General features: G+C 66.8%; 17 protein-coding genes and 1 pseudogene. 8 read left to right on the forward strand and 10 right to left on the reverse strand.

From position 1 onward, the window contains the following. From FV220_RS20465 to folK, 5 genes are all read left to right on the forward strand, one after another. A partial coding sequence (locus FV220_RS20465; protein ID WP_147833039.1) for a hypothetical protein occupies nt 1-630 on the forward strand: 630 nt, incomplete at its 5' end. After that, nucleotides 611-979: a hypothetical protein gene (locus FV220_RS20470; RefSeq protein WP_056149551.1), complete on the forward strand. Its 369-nt coding sequence runs from the start codon at nt 611-613 to the stop codon at nt 977-979. The genes FV220_RS20465 and FV220_RS20470, both read left to right, overlap by 20 nt. Before the next feature lie 212 nt (nt 980-1191). Continuing rightward, complete coding sequence (folP, locus tag FV220_RS20475) at nt 1192-2028, forward strand: dihydropteroate synthase (protein WP_147833040.1); 837 nt, start codon at nt 1192-1194, stop codon at nt 2026-2028. Continuing rightward, nucleotides 2025-2402, forward strand: a complete 378-nt coding sequence (folB, locus tag FV220_RS20480) for a dihydroneopterin aldolase (protein ID WP_056149555.1) — start codon at nt 2025-2027, stop codon at nt 2400-2402. Before folP ends, folB begins: the two co-directional genes overlap by 4 nt. After that, complete coding sequence (gene folK / locus FV220_RS20485) at nt 2399-2872, forward strand: 2-amino-4-hydroxy-6-hydroxymethyldihydropteridine diphosphokinase (protein ID WP_147833041.1); 474 nt, start codon at nt 2399-2401, stop codon at nt 2870-2872. Before folB ends, folK begins: the two co-directional genes overlap by 4 nt. An 11-nt stretch (nt 2873-2883) precedes the next feature. On the opposite strand, the gene FV220_RS20490 is transcribed toward folK, so the two are convergent. The 7 genes from FV220_RS20490 to FV220_RS20520 form a co-directional block, all read right to left on the reverse strand. Continuing rightward, complete coding sequence (locus FV220_RS20490) at nt 2884-3429, reverse strand: L,D-transpeptidase family protein (RefSeq protein WP_147833047.1); 546 nt, start codon at nt 3427-3429, stop codon at nt 2884-2886. Nucleotides 3430-3502: 73 nt separating this feature from the next. After that, nucleotides 3503-4357, reverse strand: a complete 855-nt coding sequence (xoxJ, locus tag FV220_RS20495; protein WP_018043614.1) for a rare earth element methanol dehydrogenase accessory protein XoxJ — start codon at nt 4355-4357, stop codon at nt 3503-3505. Then, nucleotides 4357-4962, reverse strand: a complete 606-nt coding sequence (locus FV220_RS20500; RefSeq protein ID WP_018043615.1) for a c-type cytochrome, methanol metabolism-related — start codon at nt 4960-4962, stop codon at nt 4357-4359. The genes xoxJ and FV220_RS20500 overlap by 1 nt, the downstream gene beginning before the upstream one ends. Before the next feature lie 134 nt (nt 4963-5096). After that, the gene (xoxF1, locus tag FV220_RS20505; protein ID WP_147833042.1) at nt 5097-6899 is read right to left on the reverse strand and encodes a lanthanide-dependent methanol dehydrogenase XoxF1; all 1803 of its coding nucleotides are present in this window, start codon (nt 6897-6899) and stop codon (nt 5097-5099) included. Nucleotides 6900-7603: 704 nt separating this feature from the next. Then, the gene (locus FV220_RS20510) at nt 7604-8353 is read right to left on the reverse strand and encodes an ABC transporter ATP-binding protein (RefSeq protein ID WP_056164388.1); all 750 of its coding nucleotides are present in this window, start codon (nt 8351-8353) and stop codon (nt 7604-7606) included. Beyond that, the gene (locus FV220_RS20515; protein ID WP_147833043.1) at nt 8334-9086 is read right to left on the reverse strand and encodes an ABC transporter permease subunit; all 753 of its coding nucleotides are present in this window, start codon (nt 9084-9086) and stop codon (nt 8334-8336) included. Before FV220_RS20515 ends, FV220_RS20510 begins: the two co-directional genes overlap by 20 nt. A 59-nt stretch (nt 9087-9145) precedes the next feature. Next, a complete protein-coding gene (locus tag FV220_RS20520) occupies nt 9146-10144 on the reverse strand; it encodes an ABC transporter substrate-binding protein (RefSeq protein WP_147833044.1) in 999 nt (332 codons plus the stop codon). Nucleotides 10145-10398: 254 nt separating this feature from the next. Here FV220_RS20520 and FV220_RS20525 point away from each other — a divergent pair, with 254 nt between their 5' ends. Then, nucleotides 10399-10776 (forward strand): 4a-hydroxytetrahydrobiopterin dehydratase, encoded by a 378-nt coding sequence (locus FV220_RS20525; protein ID WP_147833045.1) that lies wholly within the window; start codon nt 10399-10401, stop codon nt 10774-10776. Nucleotides 10777-10779: 3 nt separating this feature from the next. On the opposite strand, the gene FV220_RS20530 is transcribed toward FV220_RS20525, so the two are convergent. From FV220_RS20530 to FV220_RS20540, 3 genes are all read right to left on the reverse strand, one after another. Beyond that, entirely contained in the window at nt 10780-11001 is a 222-nt protein-coding gene (locus FV220_RS20530; RefSeq protein ID WP_018043621.1) for a hypothetical protein, read from the reverse strand. Nucleotides 11002-11128: 127 nt separating this feature from the next. Beyond that, a complete protein-coding gene (locus FV220_RS20535) occupies nt 11129-11980 on the reverse strand; it encodes a metallophosphoesterase (RefSeq protein ID WP_147833046.1) in 852 nt (283 codons plus the stop codon). A gap of 10 nt (nt 11981-11990) precedes the next feature. Further along, nucleotides 11991-12602, reverse strand: a complete 612-nt coding sequence (locus tag FV220_RS20540; protein ID WP_018043623.1) for a cation transporter — start codon at nt 12600-12602, stop codon at nt 11991-11993. Nucleotides 12603-12780: 178 nt separating this feature from the next. On the opposite strand from FV220_RS20540, the gene croR reads away from it, so the two are divergent. Continuing rightward, a complete protein-coding gene (gene croR / locus FV220_RS20545; protein ID WP_018043624.1) occupies nt 12781-13260 on the forward strand; it encodes a 3-hydroxybutyryl-CoA dehydratase in 480 nt (159 codons plus the stop codon). A gap of 94 nt (nt 13261-13354) precedes the next feature. Continuing rightward, nucleotides 13355-13637, forward strand: a pseudogene (locus FV220_RS20550) (RNA methyltransferase); the annotation flags it as partial.

Below are 13637 nucleotides of genomic sequence, written 5' to 3' on the forward strand. Positions count from 1 at the left end.
GCCGTGACCAAGGCCAACACCGCCACCCCGCCCAATGCCTCGGACCTGCTGTTTGAAGAGCCGCAGATGAAGAACGTGGCGCCGGGCTCGACCCTCACCTACGCGTATCTCCGGCGCAGCGGCATCTCCAAGGGTCCGTTCGGCCCGACCATGGACGACCAGATCAAGCTCAACATCGAGCCTGGCGGGGCGCCGGAGAACCGGACGATCCGCGTGCAGATGTTCTCGGGCGCGAACCGATTCCCCGCCGGCCCGTTCAACGACATGCCCGGCAACCCGGTGATGACGCTCTTCCTCGAGCATCACCTCATCGACCTCGCCAAGGTGCTCTCGGCCAACCCGCGCTACATCAAGAACGGCATCCGCAAGGCCCTGCGCGACAACGCGACCGTGACCGCGACGACCGCCACCGTGAAGGGACAGACAGTGGATGCCTGGCGCGTGGAAGTGCAGCCCTTCCTCGACGACAAGATGAAGGACCGCATGCGCGGCCTCGAGAACCTGAAATACACCTTCGTGACGTCGCCCGCCGTGCCCGGCGAACTGCTCTCCATCGAGGCGCAGTCGAAGACGGCGGATGGCGGCGAACTTCTCCAGGAGAACCTGACCTATGATCCGAACGCTGGTTAAAGGCGGCCTTCTCGCCCTCATGCTCGGCCTCGCCGGCGCTCCCGTCCAGGCGGCCGACAGCGAGAACGACTACCCCACCGAGGCGCGGGCGGATTACGTGTTCGGCTGCATGGCGGCCAACGGGCAGTCGCGGGAATCGCTCTCGCGCTGCTCCTGCTCCATCGACGCCCTCGCGTCGATCCTCACCTATGATAAATACGTCCAGGCGAGCACCGTCCTGTCCATGCGCCAGGGCATCGGCGCACGTTCGAACGAGTTCCGCTCGACGAAGGTATTCGACGACAAGGTCGCGGATCTGCGCCGAGCCCAGGCCGAAGCCGAAATCCGCTGCTATCGCGGCGGGGTGTGATCGGCGGGATCCACCCTAGATACGGTGATCCCATTCATCCACCTCATCCCGAGGCGCTACGAAGCGGCCTCGAAGGAGCCCCCAATGCTCGCGGCGCGAGTTGGAGGCCTCCTTCGAGGCCTTCGCTTTGCTTCGGCGCCTCAGGATGAGGTGGAAGAATGGCATCGTCCTAGTCTACAGCATAGAGATCGATCCCTCGTCGAAGAGCCCCCGTGACGTCTTCTCCTCCGATCCTGAAAGCCCTCCTGCCCGGTCTCGGAGAGCGCGTGCTCGTCATGGGCATCCTCAACGTCACCCCGGATTCCTTCTCGGACGGGGGGCGTTTCGAGAATGTGGAAGCGGCGCGCTCCCAGGCCGATGCCCTCGTGGCGGAAGGAGCGGCCCTGGTCGACATCGGCGGGGAATCGACGCGCCCGGGTCATACGCCCGTCTCGGCGGAGGAGGAGCAAGCACGCATCCTTCCCGTCATCCGGGATCTCGCCCCGCGCCTTGCCGTCCCCATCTCGGTGGACACCTACAAGGCGTCCACCGCCGATGCGGCGCTGGCTGCCGGCGCGCGCATCGTCAACGATGTCTGGGGCCTGCAGCGCGAGCCCGACATCGCCCGCGTGGCCGCAGCCCATGGTGCGCCGGTCATGGTCATGCACAATCGCGAGACCATCGATCCCGCCATCGACATCGTGGCCGACATGTTGCGCTTCTTCGAGCGCTCCCTCGACATCGCCCGCCGCGCCGGCATCCCGGACGCGGACATCGTGCTCGATCCGGGGATCGGTTTCGGGAAGAGCTGGGCCCAGCATCTCGAAGCCCTGAGGCGCCTGCCCGAACTCAAGGCGCTGGGCTTTCCCGTCCTCGTCGGCGTCTCGCGCAAATCGATGCTCGGGCGCCTGCACGATGCCGAGACGAAGCCGGTGGACCGCCTGATCGGCTCGCTGTCGAGCCATGTCCTCGCCGCCACGCTGGGGGCCGACATCGTCCGCGTCCACGACGTGGCTCCCCATGTCGACGCCCTCCGCGTGGTCGACGCCGTGATGCGGACAGCCTCATGACCGACCGCATCCTCGTCGAACGCATCGCCGTCTTCGCCTATCACGGCCTCCTCGAAGAGGAAGCGCGGATCGGCCAACGCTTCTACATCTCCCTCGACTGCCGGATCGACCTGCGGCCGGCGGGCCTGTCGGACGACATGGCGAAGACCGTGAGCTATGCCGATCTCACCGAGATCGTCGTGCGCATCGCCACCACCCGGCGCTTCGCCCTCATCGAAGCTCTGGCCGAGGCCATCGCTGCCGAGATCCTCGAGCGATTCGAGGGCGTAGACAGCATCGTCGTGCGCGTCGACAAGCCGAGCGCGCCGGTCCCGGCGGTGATCGACGGCGTCGCCATCTCGATCTTGCGCAGCCGCGCGGGACTGGCACGATGAGTACCGCCTATCTCGGTCTCGGTAGCAATATCGGTGACAAGGCCGCGACCATCGCCGAGGCAATCCGACGGCTCGAAGCCAGCCCGGGCATCCGGCTCACGGCACGCTCCAGCGACTACCGCACGCCTCCCTGGGGCGATACGGACCAGGACTGGTTCCTCAACGCGGCCATCGCCGTCGAGACCGACCTGACCCCGCACGACCTGCTGGAGACAGGCCTCGCCATCGAGACCGCCATGGGTCGGGTGCGGGAGCGGCGCTGGGGACCGCGCGTCATCGATATCGATGTGCTCTCGTATGAAGGGGCGGCGATCTCGGACGAGCGTCTCGTCCTGCCGCATCGTTTCGTACGGGAACGCGCCTTCGTCCTGATTCCGCTCGCCGAGATCGCCCCGAATCTCGTCATCGGGCCGGAGACCGTGAGCCAGGCCCTGTCGAAGCTCGACACCGCCGGCATCGTGCGGGACTGAAATCCGGCCGCTCAGGGCCGCAGTTCGACGGGCGTCCCCACATCCACCCGCGCGTAGATGGCGGCCATCTCGTCATTGGCGACGCCGACGCATCCGCTGGTCCAGTCCTTGAGCCGGTGCAGCCGGCCGAGCCAGGACAAGCCGTTCATGATCCCGTGGATCATGATGTCGCCGCCCGGCTCGTAGCCGCCGTCACGGGCGGCTTTCGTATCGGCCTCGTTCGGATAGGACACTTTCAGGGACAGATGGGCAACGCTGAGGGGGTTGCGATAGGCGATGGAATAGAACCCCTCCGGCGTGCGCCCGTCACCTTCCCGCTGCTTGTGGCCGATGGGAGAGAAGCCGAGGGAGATGGGATAGGTCGCGAGGACTCGCCCTTCTCGGAACAGGGTCAGGCGCCGGGCCGACTTCTCCACGAGGACGCGGTCGGCGCGCTCGGTCTCGGCGACGAGATCCGGAGCGACGCGGCCGATCTGGGCGCGATCGGCCGCCACGATCCCCACCCCGCCGATGGCGACAAGAGCTGCGACCGTAAGGCCGATCCGCCATCGCTCCATCGCCACCCTTCCCCTCGATCTCGGAGGCTCTTAGCAAACTCCACCGATCGTGACGACCGGCCCCGGCCCGATCTCAGGGCGCGGCCGGCTCGAGCAGCTTGTTGCCTTCGTCCTCCAGCAACGGGACATCGTAGTCGCGCAGGACTTTCTCGATATCGGCCCGGCGTTTGCGCAGGATCGTGTTGAGGCTGCGCTTCCAGTCGTTCTCCTCCATCCGCACGCCCATGGCGATGCGGAAGGTGAGAGCGGGACGATCCGGCTCTTGCAGTAGCGGTACGACCTTCATGGCGACACCGCTCTGCTTGGCGAGCCAACCCGCGGCCGGCCCCCACAGGATCGCCGCGTCGATCTTCTTCTCGGCGAGATCACCGATGACCTCGGCGGAGACGGTCTGGTACTTGCGCGAGGGATCGAGCTGGTAGGGTGCGTAGGCCTTCATCGACGCGATGAGGCCGACCTCGCCCATCCGGTTCACGGGCGGCGTGCCACCGATGACGCCGATGGCCTTACCCTTGAGCTTCGGGTCGTCGAGCTTCGTCACGCCCTCGAGATCACCGTCGCGGGTGACCAGGGCGTAGCTGGAGCGATAATAAGGGTTGGTGTGCTGGACGAGTTCTCCACCGGCGGCCGAACCGATGATCAGGTCGCACAGGCCGGTGCCCAGCGTATTGCGGACGAATCCAGGCCCCTGCGTCAGCCAGTAATAGCGGAGCTTGACCTTGAGTTCGTCGGCGAGGATTGCCGCGATCTTGTTCTCGAACCCGTCCTCCTTGCGCTGGGAGAACGGCATGTTGCCGGGGTCTCCGCAGACGCGCAGGACATCGGTGGTGACGAGATCGGGAAGCGACTGCGCAGATGCGGGGCGCACCCCTGCCGAGATCAGCAGGAGCGCGCAAACCGTCGTTGTGAAGGAGCCAAAGCGAGCCATTAGCCGCCCAGGCACTCCTTCTCGGCCTTCTTGGCGGCCTCCGGCTTGTCTTCCTTGTCGGTCGGACGCACGCGCGGCATCGCACCGGAGGCGCGGGCCTTCAGGTAAGTGTAGAGGTCGTCGGCGTAGCACATCACGTTCTTGTTATCGCCGAAGGCGGGCATCACGTTGGTGCCGCTCGAGCTGATGTCCTGCTTGCCACCGGCGATGATGCCGACGAACTCCTCGTAGGACAGGCGCTTGAGCGAATCCTTGAGGGCGGGTGCGTAGGTCGAACCCATGGCGTCGGGACCGTGACACACGTGGCACTCGGCGTGATAGCGGCGGTAGCCGGAATAGGCGTACCAGTCGAACTTCTTGCCGTCGTTGGTGATGTGGTAGGTCGGGGCGCCGTCCTTATCGAAATACTTGCCGTCTTCGACCTTCACCGCCTGATACTTGTCGATCAGCTTGGCGTCCTTCTCAGGAGCATTGGGATCGAGCTGGTTCGCCACGGCGGGATCGGCGGGCTTGGCGTCCTGGGCCTGAACGGCACCGGCGGAGGCGAATGCGAAAACGAGGGCGGCCACGAGCGGACGGATGGCGGCTTTGCTTTGGTACTGCAACGACGTTTCTCCCAGGAGCAACCGTCGACCCGTTCGGTCGACGTTCGAAGTGTTCTTAATAACGATCTAATCATAAAGGTGCCGGCGCGGAAACCCGCGCCGGCACCCTATCGTCTCAGGCTTCGTGCGACCGATTAGTTCGGGAGCGCGAAGACGGTCAGCTGACCACCGAGGTTGGTGTAGTTCGAGAGAGCGGCATAGCCACCCACCGCGCCGAGACCGGCATTCGGGTCGGTCAGACCGGCCGCGAGGCCGATGCCAGCCCAGCCACCGACACCCGACAGGATGCCGACGAACTGCTTGCCCTTGTGCTGATAGGTCATCACGTTGCCGATGATGCCCGACGGGGTCTTGAACTTGTAGAGTTCCTTGCCGGTCTTGGAGTCAACGGCCTTCAGGTAACCCTCGAGGGTACCGTAGAACACGATGTCGCCAGCGGTGGCGAGGGCGCCCGACCACACCGAGAACTGCTCCTGGTTCGACCACTTGATCTTACCAGCGACGCCGTCCCAGGCGATGAAGTTACCCATGCCGCCGTGGCTGTTGGGGGCCGGGTACATGGCCAGGGTCGCACCGACGTAGGGCTGACCGGGGGTGTAGGACACCCGGAACGGCTCGTAGTCCATGCAGACGTGGTTGGTGGGCACGTAGAACAGGTTGGTCTTCGGCGAGAACGCAGCAGGCTGCTGGTCCTTGGTGCCGAGGGCCGCGGGGCAGATACCCTTGGAGTTGGTATCTTCACCGTTCTGCTCGGTCGAGTACTTGGCCTGGACGAGCGGACGACCGTAGGTCTTCGAGCCCTTGTCCATGTCGACCTTGGAGGCCCAGTTCACCACCGGATCGAACTTCTCGGCGACCAGGAGCTCGCCGGTGGCGCGATCGAGGGTGTAGCCGAAGCCGTTACGGTCGAAGTGGGTGAGGAGCGGACGATCCTTGCCGTCGACCTTCTGATCCGTGAGGATCATCTCGTTGATGCCGTCGTAGTCCCACTCGTCGTGCGGGGTCATCTGATAGACCCACTTGGTCGCACCCGTGTCGGGGTTACGCGCCCAGATGGTCATCGACCACTTGTTGTCGCCCGGACGCTGCTTGGGGTTCCAGGTCGAGGGGTTGCCCGAGCCGTAATACATCAGGTCGAGCTTGGGGTCGTAGGAGAACCAGCCCCAGGTGCAGCCGCCGCCCGTTTTCCACTGATCGCCTTCCCAGGTCTTCAGCGAGGAATCCTTGCCGACCGGCTTGCCGAGCGACGTGGTCTTCTCGCCGTCCATGATCATCTGCTCGTCGGTGCCGACGGAGTAACCGCGCCACACCTTCTTGCCCGACTTAGCGTCGTAGGCAGTGACGTGGCACTGCACGCCGAACTCGCCGCCGGAGATGCCGACGATGATCTTGTCCTTCACGGGAAGAACGGTGGCGGTGTTGGTCTCACCCTTCTTGGGGTCGCCGTTGACGACGGACCAGTTCACCTTGCCGGACTTCGCGTCGAGCGAGACGACGGTGGTGTCGGCCTGGTGCAGGATGATGGCGCCGTCGGCATAGGCCAGGCCACGGTTGACCGTGTCACAGCACATCACCGGGATGACGCTCGGGTCCTGCTTGGGCTCGTACTTCCAGACGATCACGCCGTCCTTGTCGAGGTCGAGGGCGTAGACGATGTTCGGGAAGGGGGTGTGGACGTACATCATGTTGCCGACGACGAGAGGCGAACCCTCGTGGCCGCGCAGGACGCCCGTCGAGAACGTCCAGGCCACCTGCAGCTGCTTCACGTTGCCGGCGTTGATCTGGTCGAGCTTCGAATAGCGCGTGTTGGCGTAATCGACCGTCTGCAGAACCTGCTGGGCCGGATCGGCCGAGCGCTTCAGGACGTCGTCATTGGCGAAGGCGGGGGCCGAAGCCACCAGACCAGCGCCGAGTGCGAGAAGATGGACCGCTCTCATGCATTCCTCCGACAAGTCTTTGACACGCCTGGAGAGCAGCGAAACCTGCCCCCACTTGTGCGACCTGTTATTTGCGACAGGGATAGTTCACTTCGATAGAGTTTCCTAAGCGGTTGTTTCCGCGAGATTTTCGCCCAAACCACCACTTGCTCTCCCGGTCGCCGCTACCCCTTTGCGGCGCCCCTTCGAACCGAAGCTTGAATGAACTCTAAGAAAAATCGCGGCGGCGTCAACTCGATTGAGCAAGCTTGACCTCAGGCGGCATCAAGACCTGGTGAACGAACGTCTTCGTTGACCGTGATCTGAGCGAGCGCACCCTAAAATGTTGCGCTGCAAAATCGAGAAACCTCAAGACAAAAGCATTTAAAAGACTCGGGCGCTTCTTATGCGTCACACGCATGCAGGTCGCTTGGTATGCCAGTCATCCCCTGAACTGACGAAGATTGTTCGATAAAACGGTCACTTCGTTCGATACGAGGCCAAACTCAAACTCCATCGACATGAATTATCATGCAATACTCACCGGCAAATCCTGCGCTGGCCGTGCATGTCTCGGGATCGGTTGGGCGCCATTCGATCGAGCGCTGCGTTGTCTCGCCGCATGACTGCGTAGACGCCACCGAGAGCGGCCTAAACGCCGAACACATGTGCATAATGTCGCGTCGGCGATATCGTGCGCTTCCCCTGCCACCGGGAAAGCGCATTCAGGCGGCGATGACGCCCGGAAAACGATTCGCGAGGTCCTCCCGCATCGCTTCCGCCCAAGCCCTATCGCGCTCGCTTCGGGGCCGGTCGAGGGCGACGGCAGCGAGCAGGCTCGCCGGGCGCGCCGAGACGAGCAGGAGCCGGTCCGCGATCTCGATGGCCTCCGCCACGTTGTGCGTGACCATGAGCACGCTCATTCCCTCGCGCGCCACGGTCGCCACCACGATCTCCCGCAGGGACGCCGCGGCCCTGTCGTCGAGGGACACGAAGGGCTCGTCGAGCACCAGGATGCGGGGACGGAGGGCCAGGGCACGGGCGAGCGCCACGCGGCGCGCCATCCCAAGGGAGAGCTTTCCCGGATAGCGGCCGCGCCATGGCGTCAGCCCGAGGGACTCGAACAGGGCGTCGAGATCGCGCCCCCGCTCGGCACGGGGCAGGCCGAGGCGGACATTTTGCTCGACACTGCGCCAGGGGAGGAGGCGCGGCTCCTGGAAGACCATGGCGATTCCGGCCTCGCGCGGGTCCGGGGTCACCGCGCCGTCATAGGCGTCGTCGAGTCCGAGCAGGATGCGCAGGGTCGTGGTCTTGCCGGAGCCCGAGGGGCCGATGAGGCAGGCGATCTCCGACCGGCGGACGACGAAGGAGAGATCGCGCACCGCCTCCACCGGCTCCGGGCCGCCGGCTCCGTAGACCTTGCTGCGGATGGAGACGGAGAGCGCGTCCGCCCTCTCAGCGCCAGCGTCGGACATGGGCTTCGAGGCGCTGGAGGATGAGGATGTCGATGGCGATCATCACGCTCATGAAGACGACGCTGTAACCGATGATGGCCGCCACGTTCAGGCTCTGGACGAAGTAGAAGTTGATGGCGAAACCCACCCCGTTCGGACGCCCGAGCAGCTCGATCACCAGCACGATCTTCCAGGCGAGGGACAGGCCGGAGCGGGCGGCGGCCACCACGAAAGGCTGGAGCTGAGGCACCAGGACGTGGGCGATCCAGGTGCGGCGGTCGAAACGGTAGCTCCGCGCCATCTCCTCGAGCCCCGGATCGAGGCCGCGCGCCCCCTCACGTACGATCACCGCCACGTTGGGCAACTTGTTGAGCACCACCGCCAGCACCGCCGCGCTCTCGTTGAGGCCGACCCAGATGTAGGCCAGCACCGTGATCACCAGGGCGGGCGTGTTGAGGAGGATGAGGAGCGGCGTATCGAGGACGAGGTTGAGCGCCTTCCAGCGGCCGAGCGCGATGCCGAGCAGCACCCCGAGCCCCATGGCGAAGAAGAAGGAGACGCCCACCCGCGTCAACGTGATGCCGACGTTGCGCCAGAGGTCGCCGGTGGCGGATTCCTTCACGATGAAATCGAGGATGGCGAGGGGCGCGGGCAGAAGCCGCGATCCCGCCAGCGACGCCGCCACTTGCCAGGCCGCGAGCAGCACCAGCACGGAGACGAGACGAGTCGCCACTCCCCGAGTCGCCACTCCCATGGCGTTCGCGCCGGGCCGGGCCACGATTCAGCGTACCGCGGGGGAGGGCGTGACGCGGCTCAACCGTTTCCTGCCCCGTCGAAATACAGGCCGGCGGGCAGGGTCTTGCCCGCCCCCACCAGCCGCTCGCCGCCGAGCCTGGCCAGCACGCCGAACAGGCGCTCGCCATCCGCGCGCTCTGTGGCGAGCGGCCGGCGCGGGATGCCGGCGAGAAAATCACGCTTGAGCGCCGCAAAGGTCGGCTCGTCCTCCGCCGACATCAGCGGCCGCACCACGTCCCAGGTGGTGGGATCGTTGGCCAGCATCTCCTTGGCGGTGCGAGCGGCGCGGGCGAAGCCGGCGATGGCCTCGGCCTTGTCCGATACGGTGGCGCCCTCGAACAGGTAGCCGATGAGCGCGATGGATCCGGTGGCACCGAACGCGCGCATGATGTCGTCCGACCCGATGAGGCGGGTAAAGCCCTTCGGCTCGAGACGGGCACAATAGGTCCAGTAGAGCAGGGCCGCGTCGAGCTCGCCCTGTTCGAGCTTGAGCGCCAGGAGCGGCGGCGCGCCGTAGGCGACCTGAGCCTGCGATTCGAGATCGATGCCGGCGGCGTCCTTGGCCTGGGCCTTGAGCAGGAGCCAGTTCTTGTCCAGCGGTCCGCCGGCCACCCCGAGCCGCTTGCCGACGAGATCCTTGAGGCCGGCGATGGCGCTGCCCGCCGGCACCATCAGCGAGCCCTCGGTGGTGGAATAAGGGATGAAGCGCATCGCCCTGCCCTCGTTGCCGAGGCGCCCGGCCCAGAGCAGGTCGCCGACGATGGTGTCGACCTGTCCGCCGAGGAAGGCGATGCGGGCGGCATCGTTGCCGGCGAGCTTGACAACGTCGAGGGTGAAACCGTTGGCGGCATCGAGCCCGCGCGCCTTGATCACCGCCGCCTCCCAGGCCACGGTGCCGAAGGGCAGGCTTCCGACACGGATTGCGGGAGCGGCGGCCGCGGCCGCGGCCGCGGCCGTCACCGACCCGGCCAGAGGCCACAGCGCAGCCGTCGCGAGCACTCCGCGCCGTGACAGCATGAACGTCGTCTCCCTGGAACCGGCCCGTATCCGGCCCCGGCATCCGGGACCGACGAACTATTGTTCTTTCTTCATAGGGTCTCGCCTCCCCGGCGTCCACAGATCCGATCGGCTGCCGGAGGGGGCAGGGCCACCACGTCGCAGGCGACCACGGCATTCGCGGTTCCGGAGATCTTTGCCGCCGGCCTTGCCCGGACACGCGGCGCGTCGCAGAGTTCCTCGACCACCACCACTCATTCAAAGGACGTGCAGCCATGGCCGGATCGCGCGAAGACGCCCTCGACGACACCACCATCTCGGAGCGTCTGGCCGCCGAATTGCCGGCCTGGACCTACGAGGACGGCTGGATCCGGCGGACCTACAAGACGGCGGGCTGGAAGAGCACCCTCATGGTCATCAACACGGTGGGCCACCTCGCGGAAGCCGCCTGGCACCACCCGGACCTCACCGCCTCCTATGCCTGGGTCGAGGTGCGGCTGATGAACCACGCCGCCAAGGGCATCACCGACAAGGACTTCGCCCTGGCCAAGAAGATCGAGGAGGTGGTGGGCTGGCAACCGGGCACGGAGGGCCAGGGCCTCGAGGGCACGCCCACCGACGCGCGCTTCGCCTACATCAAGTACGACAAATAGGGGTCACTGCGCCTCCTTCACCCGGCGGCACTCGGTCTTGAGGTAGGCGGTCTTGCCGATCTCCTCGCCGAGGTCGGTGCGGGAGATGATCTCCTGCCAGCCGTTGGTGCAGCCGAGTTCGTTCGAGACGCGGACCTTGCGCACCTCGCTCGCCCTGTCGTCGGAGCAGGATTCGATCGGAATCGCGTTGGCGCAGACGAGCACGACGGCGATGAAGGTGTTCATGGGCGACTCCGATCCTGGCGCGGGGCGGCGCCCCTGCCCGTCCCTACGTAGGGCGGGGGGAGGAGGTTTCGCGGGACGCGCGCTCTCGAAAGACGATCCGAGAGCCGATGCCGGCCGCGCCCGCCCCTCACCCCACCTCCACGAACCGCTCGGCCGAATACGTCCCGCCCTCCACCGGGTTTGCGATCCAGCGGGTGCGGCCGATGCGCAGGTCGTGGCCGGCATGGAAATGGCCGGAGACCCAGAGGTCGGGGCGGCTCGCCTCGGGCAGGTCGTCGAGGGCGGTGGTGGCGTAGAAGGCCGGCACCCACCAGGGCACGCCGGGGATGGCCCGGAACGCGTCGGCCGCCAGCGGGCTCGCCGGATGGTGGGTGACGACCACGGTGGGGCCAGGATGCGGCACGGCGAGGGCGGCGGCGAGTTCGGCCTTCTGCGCCAGATGCGCCGCCATGGCGTCGGCCGGCGACCAGACGCTCCCATCTCCCTTGCGGATCGAGCCACGGAACTCGCGCGAGCCCGTCACCGGGTGGGTCATCCGCGCGGCGGCATAGGCGACGGGATCGGCCGGGCGGTCGGGCACGGTCTCGTCGAGCCAGCGGCCGGCGAGAGCCCAGTCGCTCCACAGGGTGGTGCCGACGAAGCGCACGCCGTCGAGGACGACGCATGCCCCGTGGTTGAGGAGGTGTACCGGAGCGCCCTCCCCCTCGTCGTTGATCCGCGCCACCTCCGCCTCGAGGGCGGCGATCAGCGCGGGCGCGGTGCGTGAATCGCCGGTCGGCGCATAATGCTCGTGGTTGCCCGGCACCAGCACGATGGGTCGTCCCTGCGCGATCCCGCGAAGCGCCGCGAGGCCGGCCTCCGGTCGACCCTCGTAGAGATCGCCCGGGCAGACCAGGACGTCGAACGGCGCGTCCGGCCGGGCGATCGTTTCCGGACGGCGGCGCTCGAGATGCAGGTCGGAGATCGGGAACAGGCGCAAGGGAGACCTCTCAGGCCGCTGGATGGGCCGCGCGCCACTCGGCGCGGGCGGCCTTGAGGATGTCCATCGCCGAATCGGCGTTGAGCACGGCGATGCCGGCCGCCGCCACGAGATCGGGCCAGGGCGAGAGCGTCAACGCCGTGACGAGGCCGGCGCCGATGATGGCGAGATTGGCATAGGCGTCGTTACGGGCGGAGAGATAGGCCGCCCGCGTCAGGCTTCCTCCCCCGTCCCGGTGGCGGGCCAGCATCACGGCGCAGGTGAGGTTGACGGCGAGCGCCCCGAGGCCGGCGAGCGTCAGCGGCAATGGCGCGGGGGGGGCCATGTCCGCCACCTTCTCCCAGGCGGCGTAGGCGGTGGCGAGGGCGGGCAGCAGCAGGATGCCGGCCAGGACCATGCCAAGGCGGGCGCGGTTGCGCAGGCTCCAGCCGATCCCGGCGAAGATCAGCAGGTTGAGGGCCGCGTCCTCCAGGAAGTCGAGGCTGTCGGCGATGAGGGCGAGGGAGCCGATCGCCACGGCCACCGCGATCTCGACGCCGAAATAGGCGAGGTTCAGCCCCGCCACCCGGAGGACGACGGGACGCAGGGAGATGGGAATCGCCGGGGCGGATGCGTCGGTCATCGGTTTTCAGGGTTGGCTCGCGGGCAGGTCTTCGCCTCTTGGACTGGGTACGACACACCTGTCGAGCGCCGATTTTTCGATGTCCTTGCGCTGGATTTGCAGCACCGCTTGTGCGACGCGACACGTCAGACGCGGGATCATGCCCGTGACAACGACGTGAGGCGGGGGAGACCGACCGATGATGCCAGAGCTGCGCGTGCTGTATTTCGAGGATCTCGAAGTCGGCCTGTCCGAAACCTTGAACAAGGAGATCTCCTCCTCCGACGTGGTGGGCTTCGCCGAGATCACCGGCGACCGCAACCCGATCCACCTCTCCGAGCATTTCGCGGCGCGCACGCCCTTCGGCACCCGTATCGCCCACGGCCTCTACACCGCCGGCCTGATCTCGGCGGTGCTCGGCACCCGCCTGCCCGGCCCCGGCGCCATCTACATCAGCCAGACCCTGAACTTTCGCGCTCCGGTCCGCATCGGCGATACGGTTCAGGTCACCGTCGAAGTGGCGGAACTCGTCCCCGAGCGCCGCCGCGCCCGGCTCAAATGCACCTGCTCCGTCGCCGGCGAGGTCGTGCTCGACGGCGAGGCTCTGGTGAAGGTGCCCACCAGGGAAGAGGCGGACCCGCTCGCCATCCGCATGGGCGGACGTCCCGCGAGCGCGTAGCGCGCATCGTCCGCCAGGGCACAGGATGCGGCCACCGGTGACACCCATCCCCATCGACGACCCCGCCGATCCGCGCATCGCCGCCTATGCCGCCATGCGCGAGCGCGACCTCGTCGGGCGCGAGGGCCGGTTCATCGTCGAGGGGGAGGTGACCCTGCGGGTGCTGCTCTCGGGGGCCGCGCGGTTCGCGCCCGAATCGCTGCTGCTGAGCCATGAGCGGGTGGCGCCCCTCTCCGATGCGCTCGCCGCCCTGCCCGGTTCGGTGCCGGTCTATACGGCCTCGAAGGCGGTGATGAGCGCCATCGCCGGCTTCCCGATCCACCGGGGCGTGATGGCGGTGGGGGTGCGCGGAGCGGAGCCTCCCCTCGCCCTTCCCC

Origin of the sequence: Methylobacterium sp. WL19 (assembly GCF_008040005.1) — a bacterium.
GTDB classification, from domain to species: Bacteria; Pseudomonadota; Alphaproteobacteria; order Rhizobiales; family Beijerinckiaceae; genus Methylobacterium; species Methylobacterium bullatum.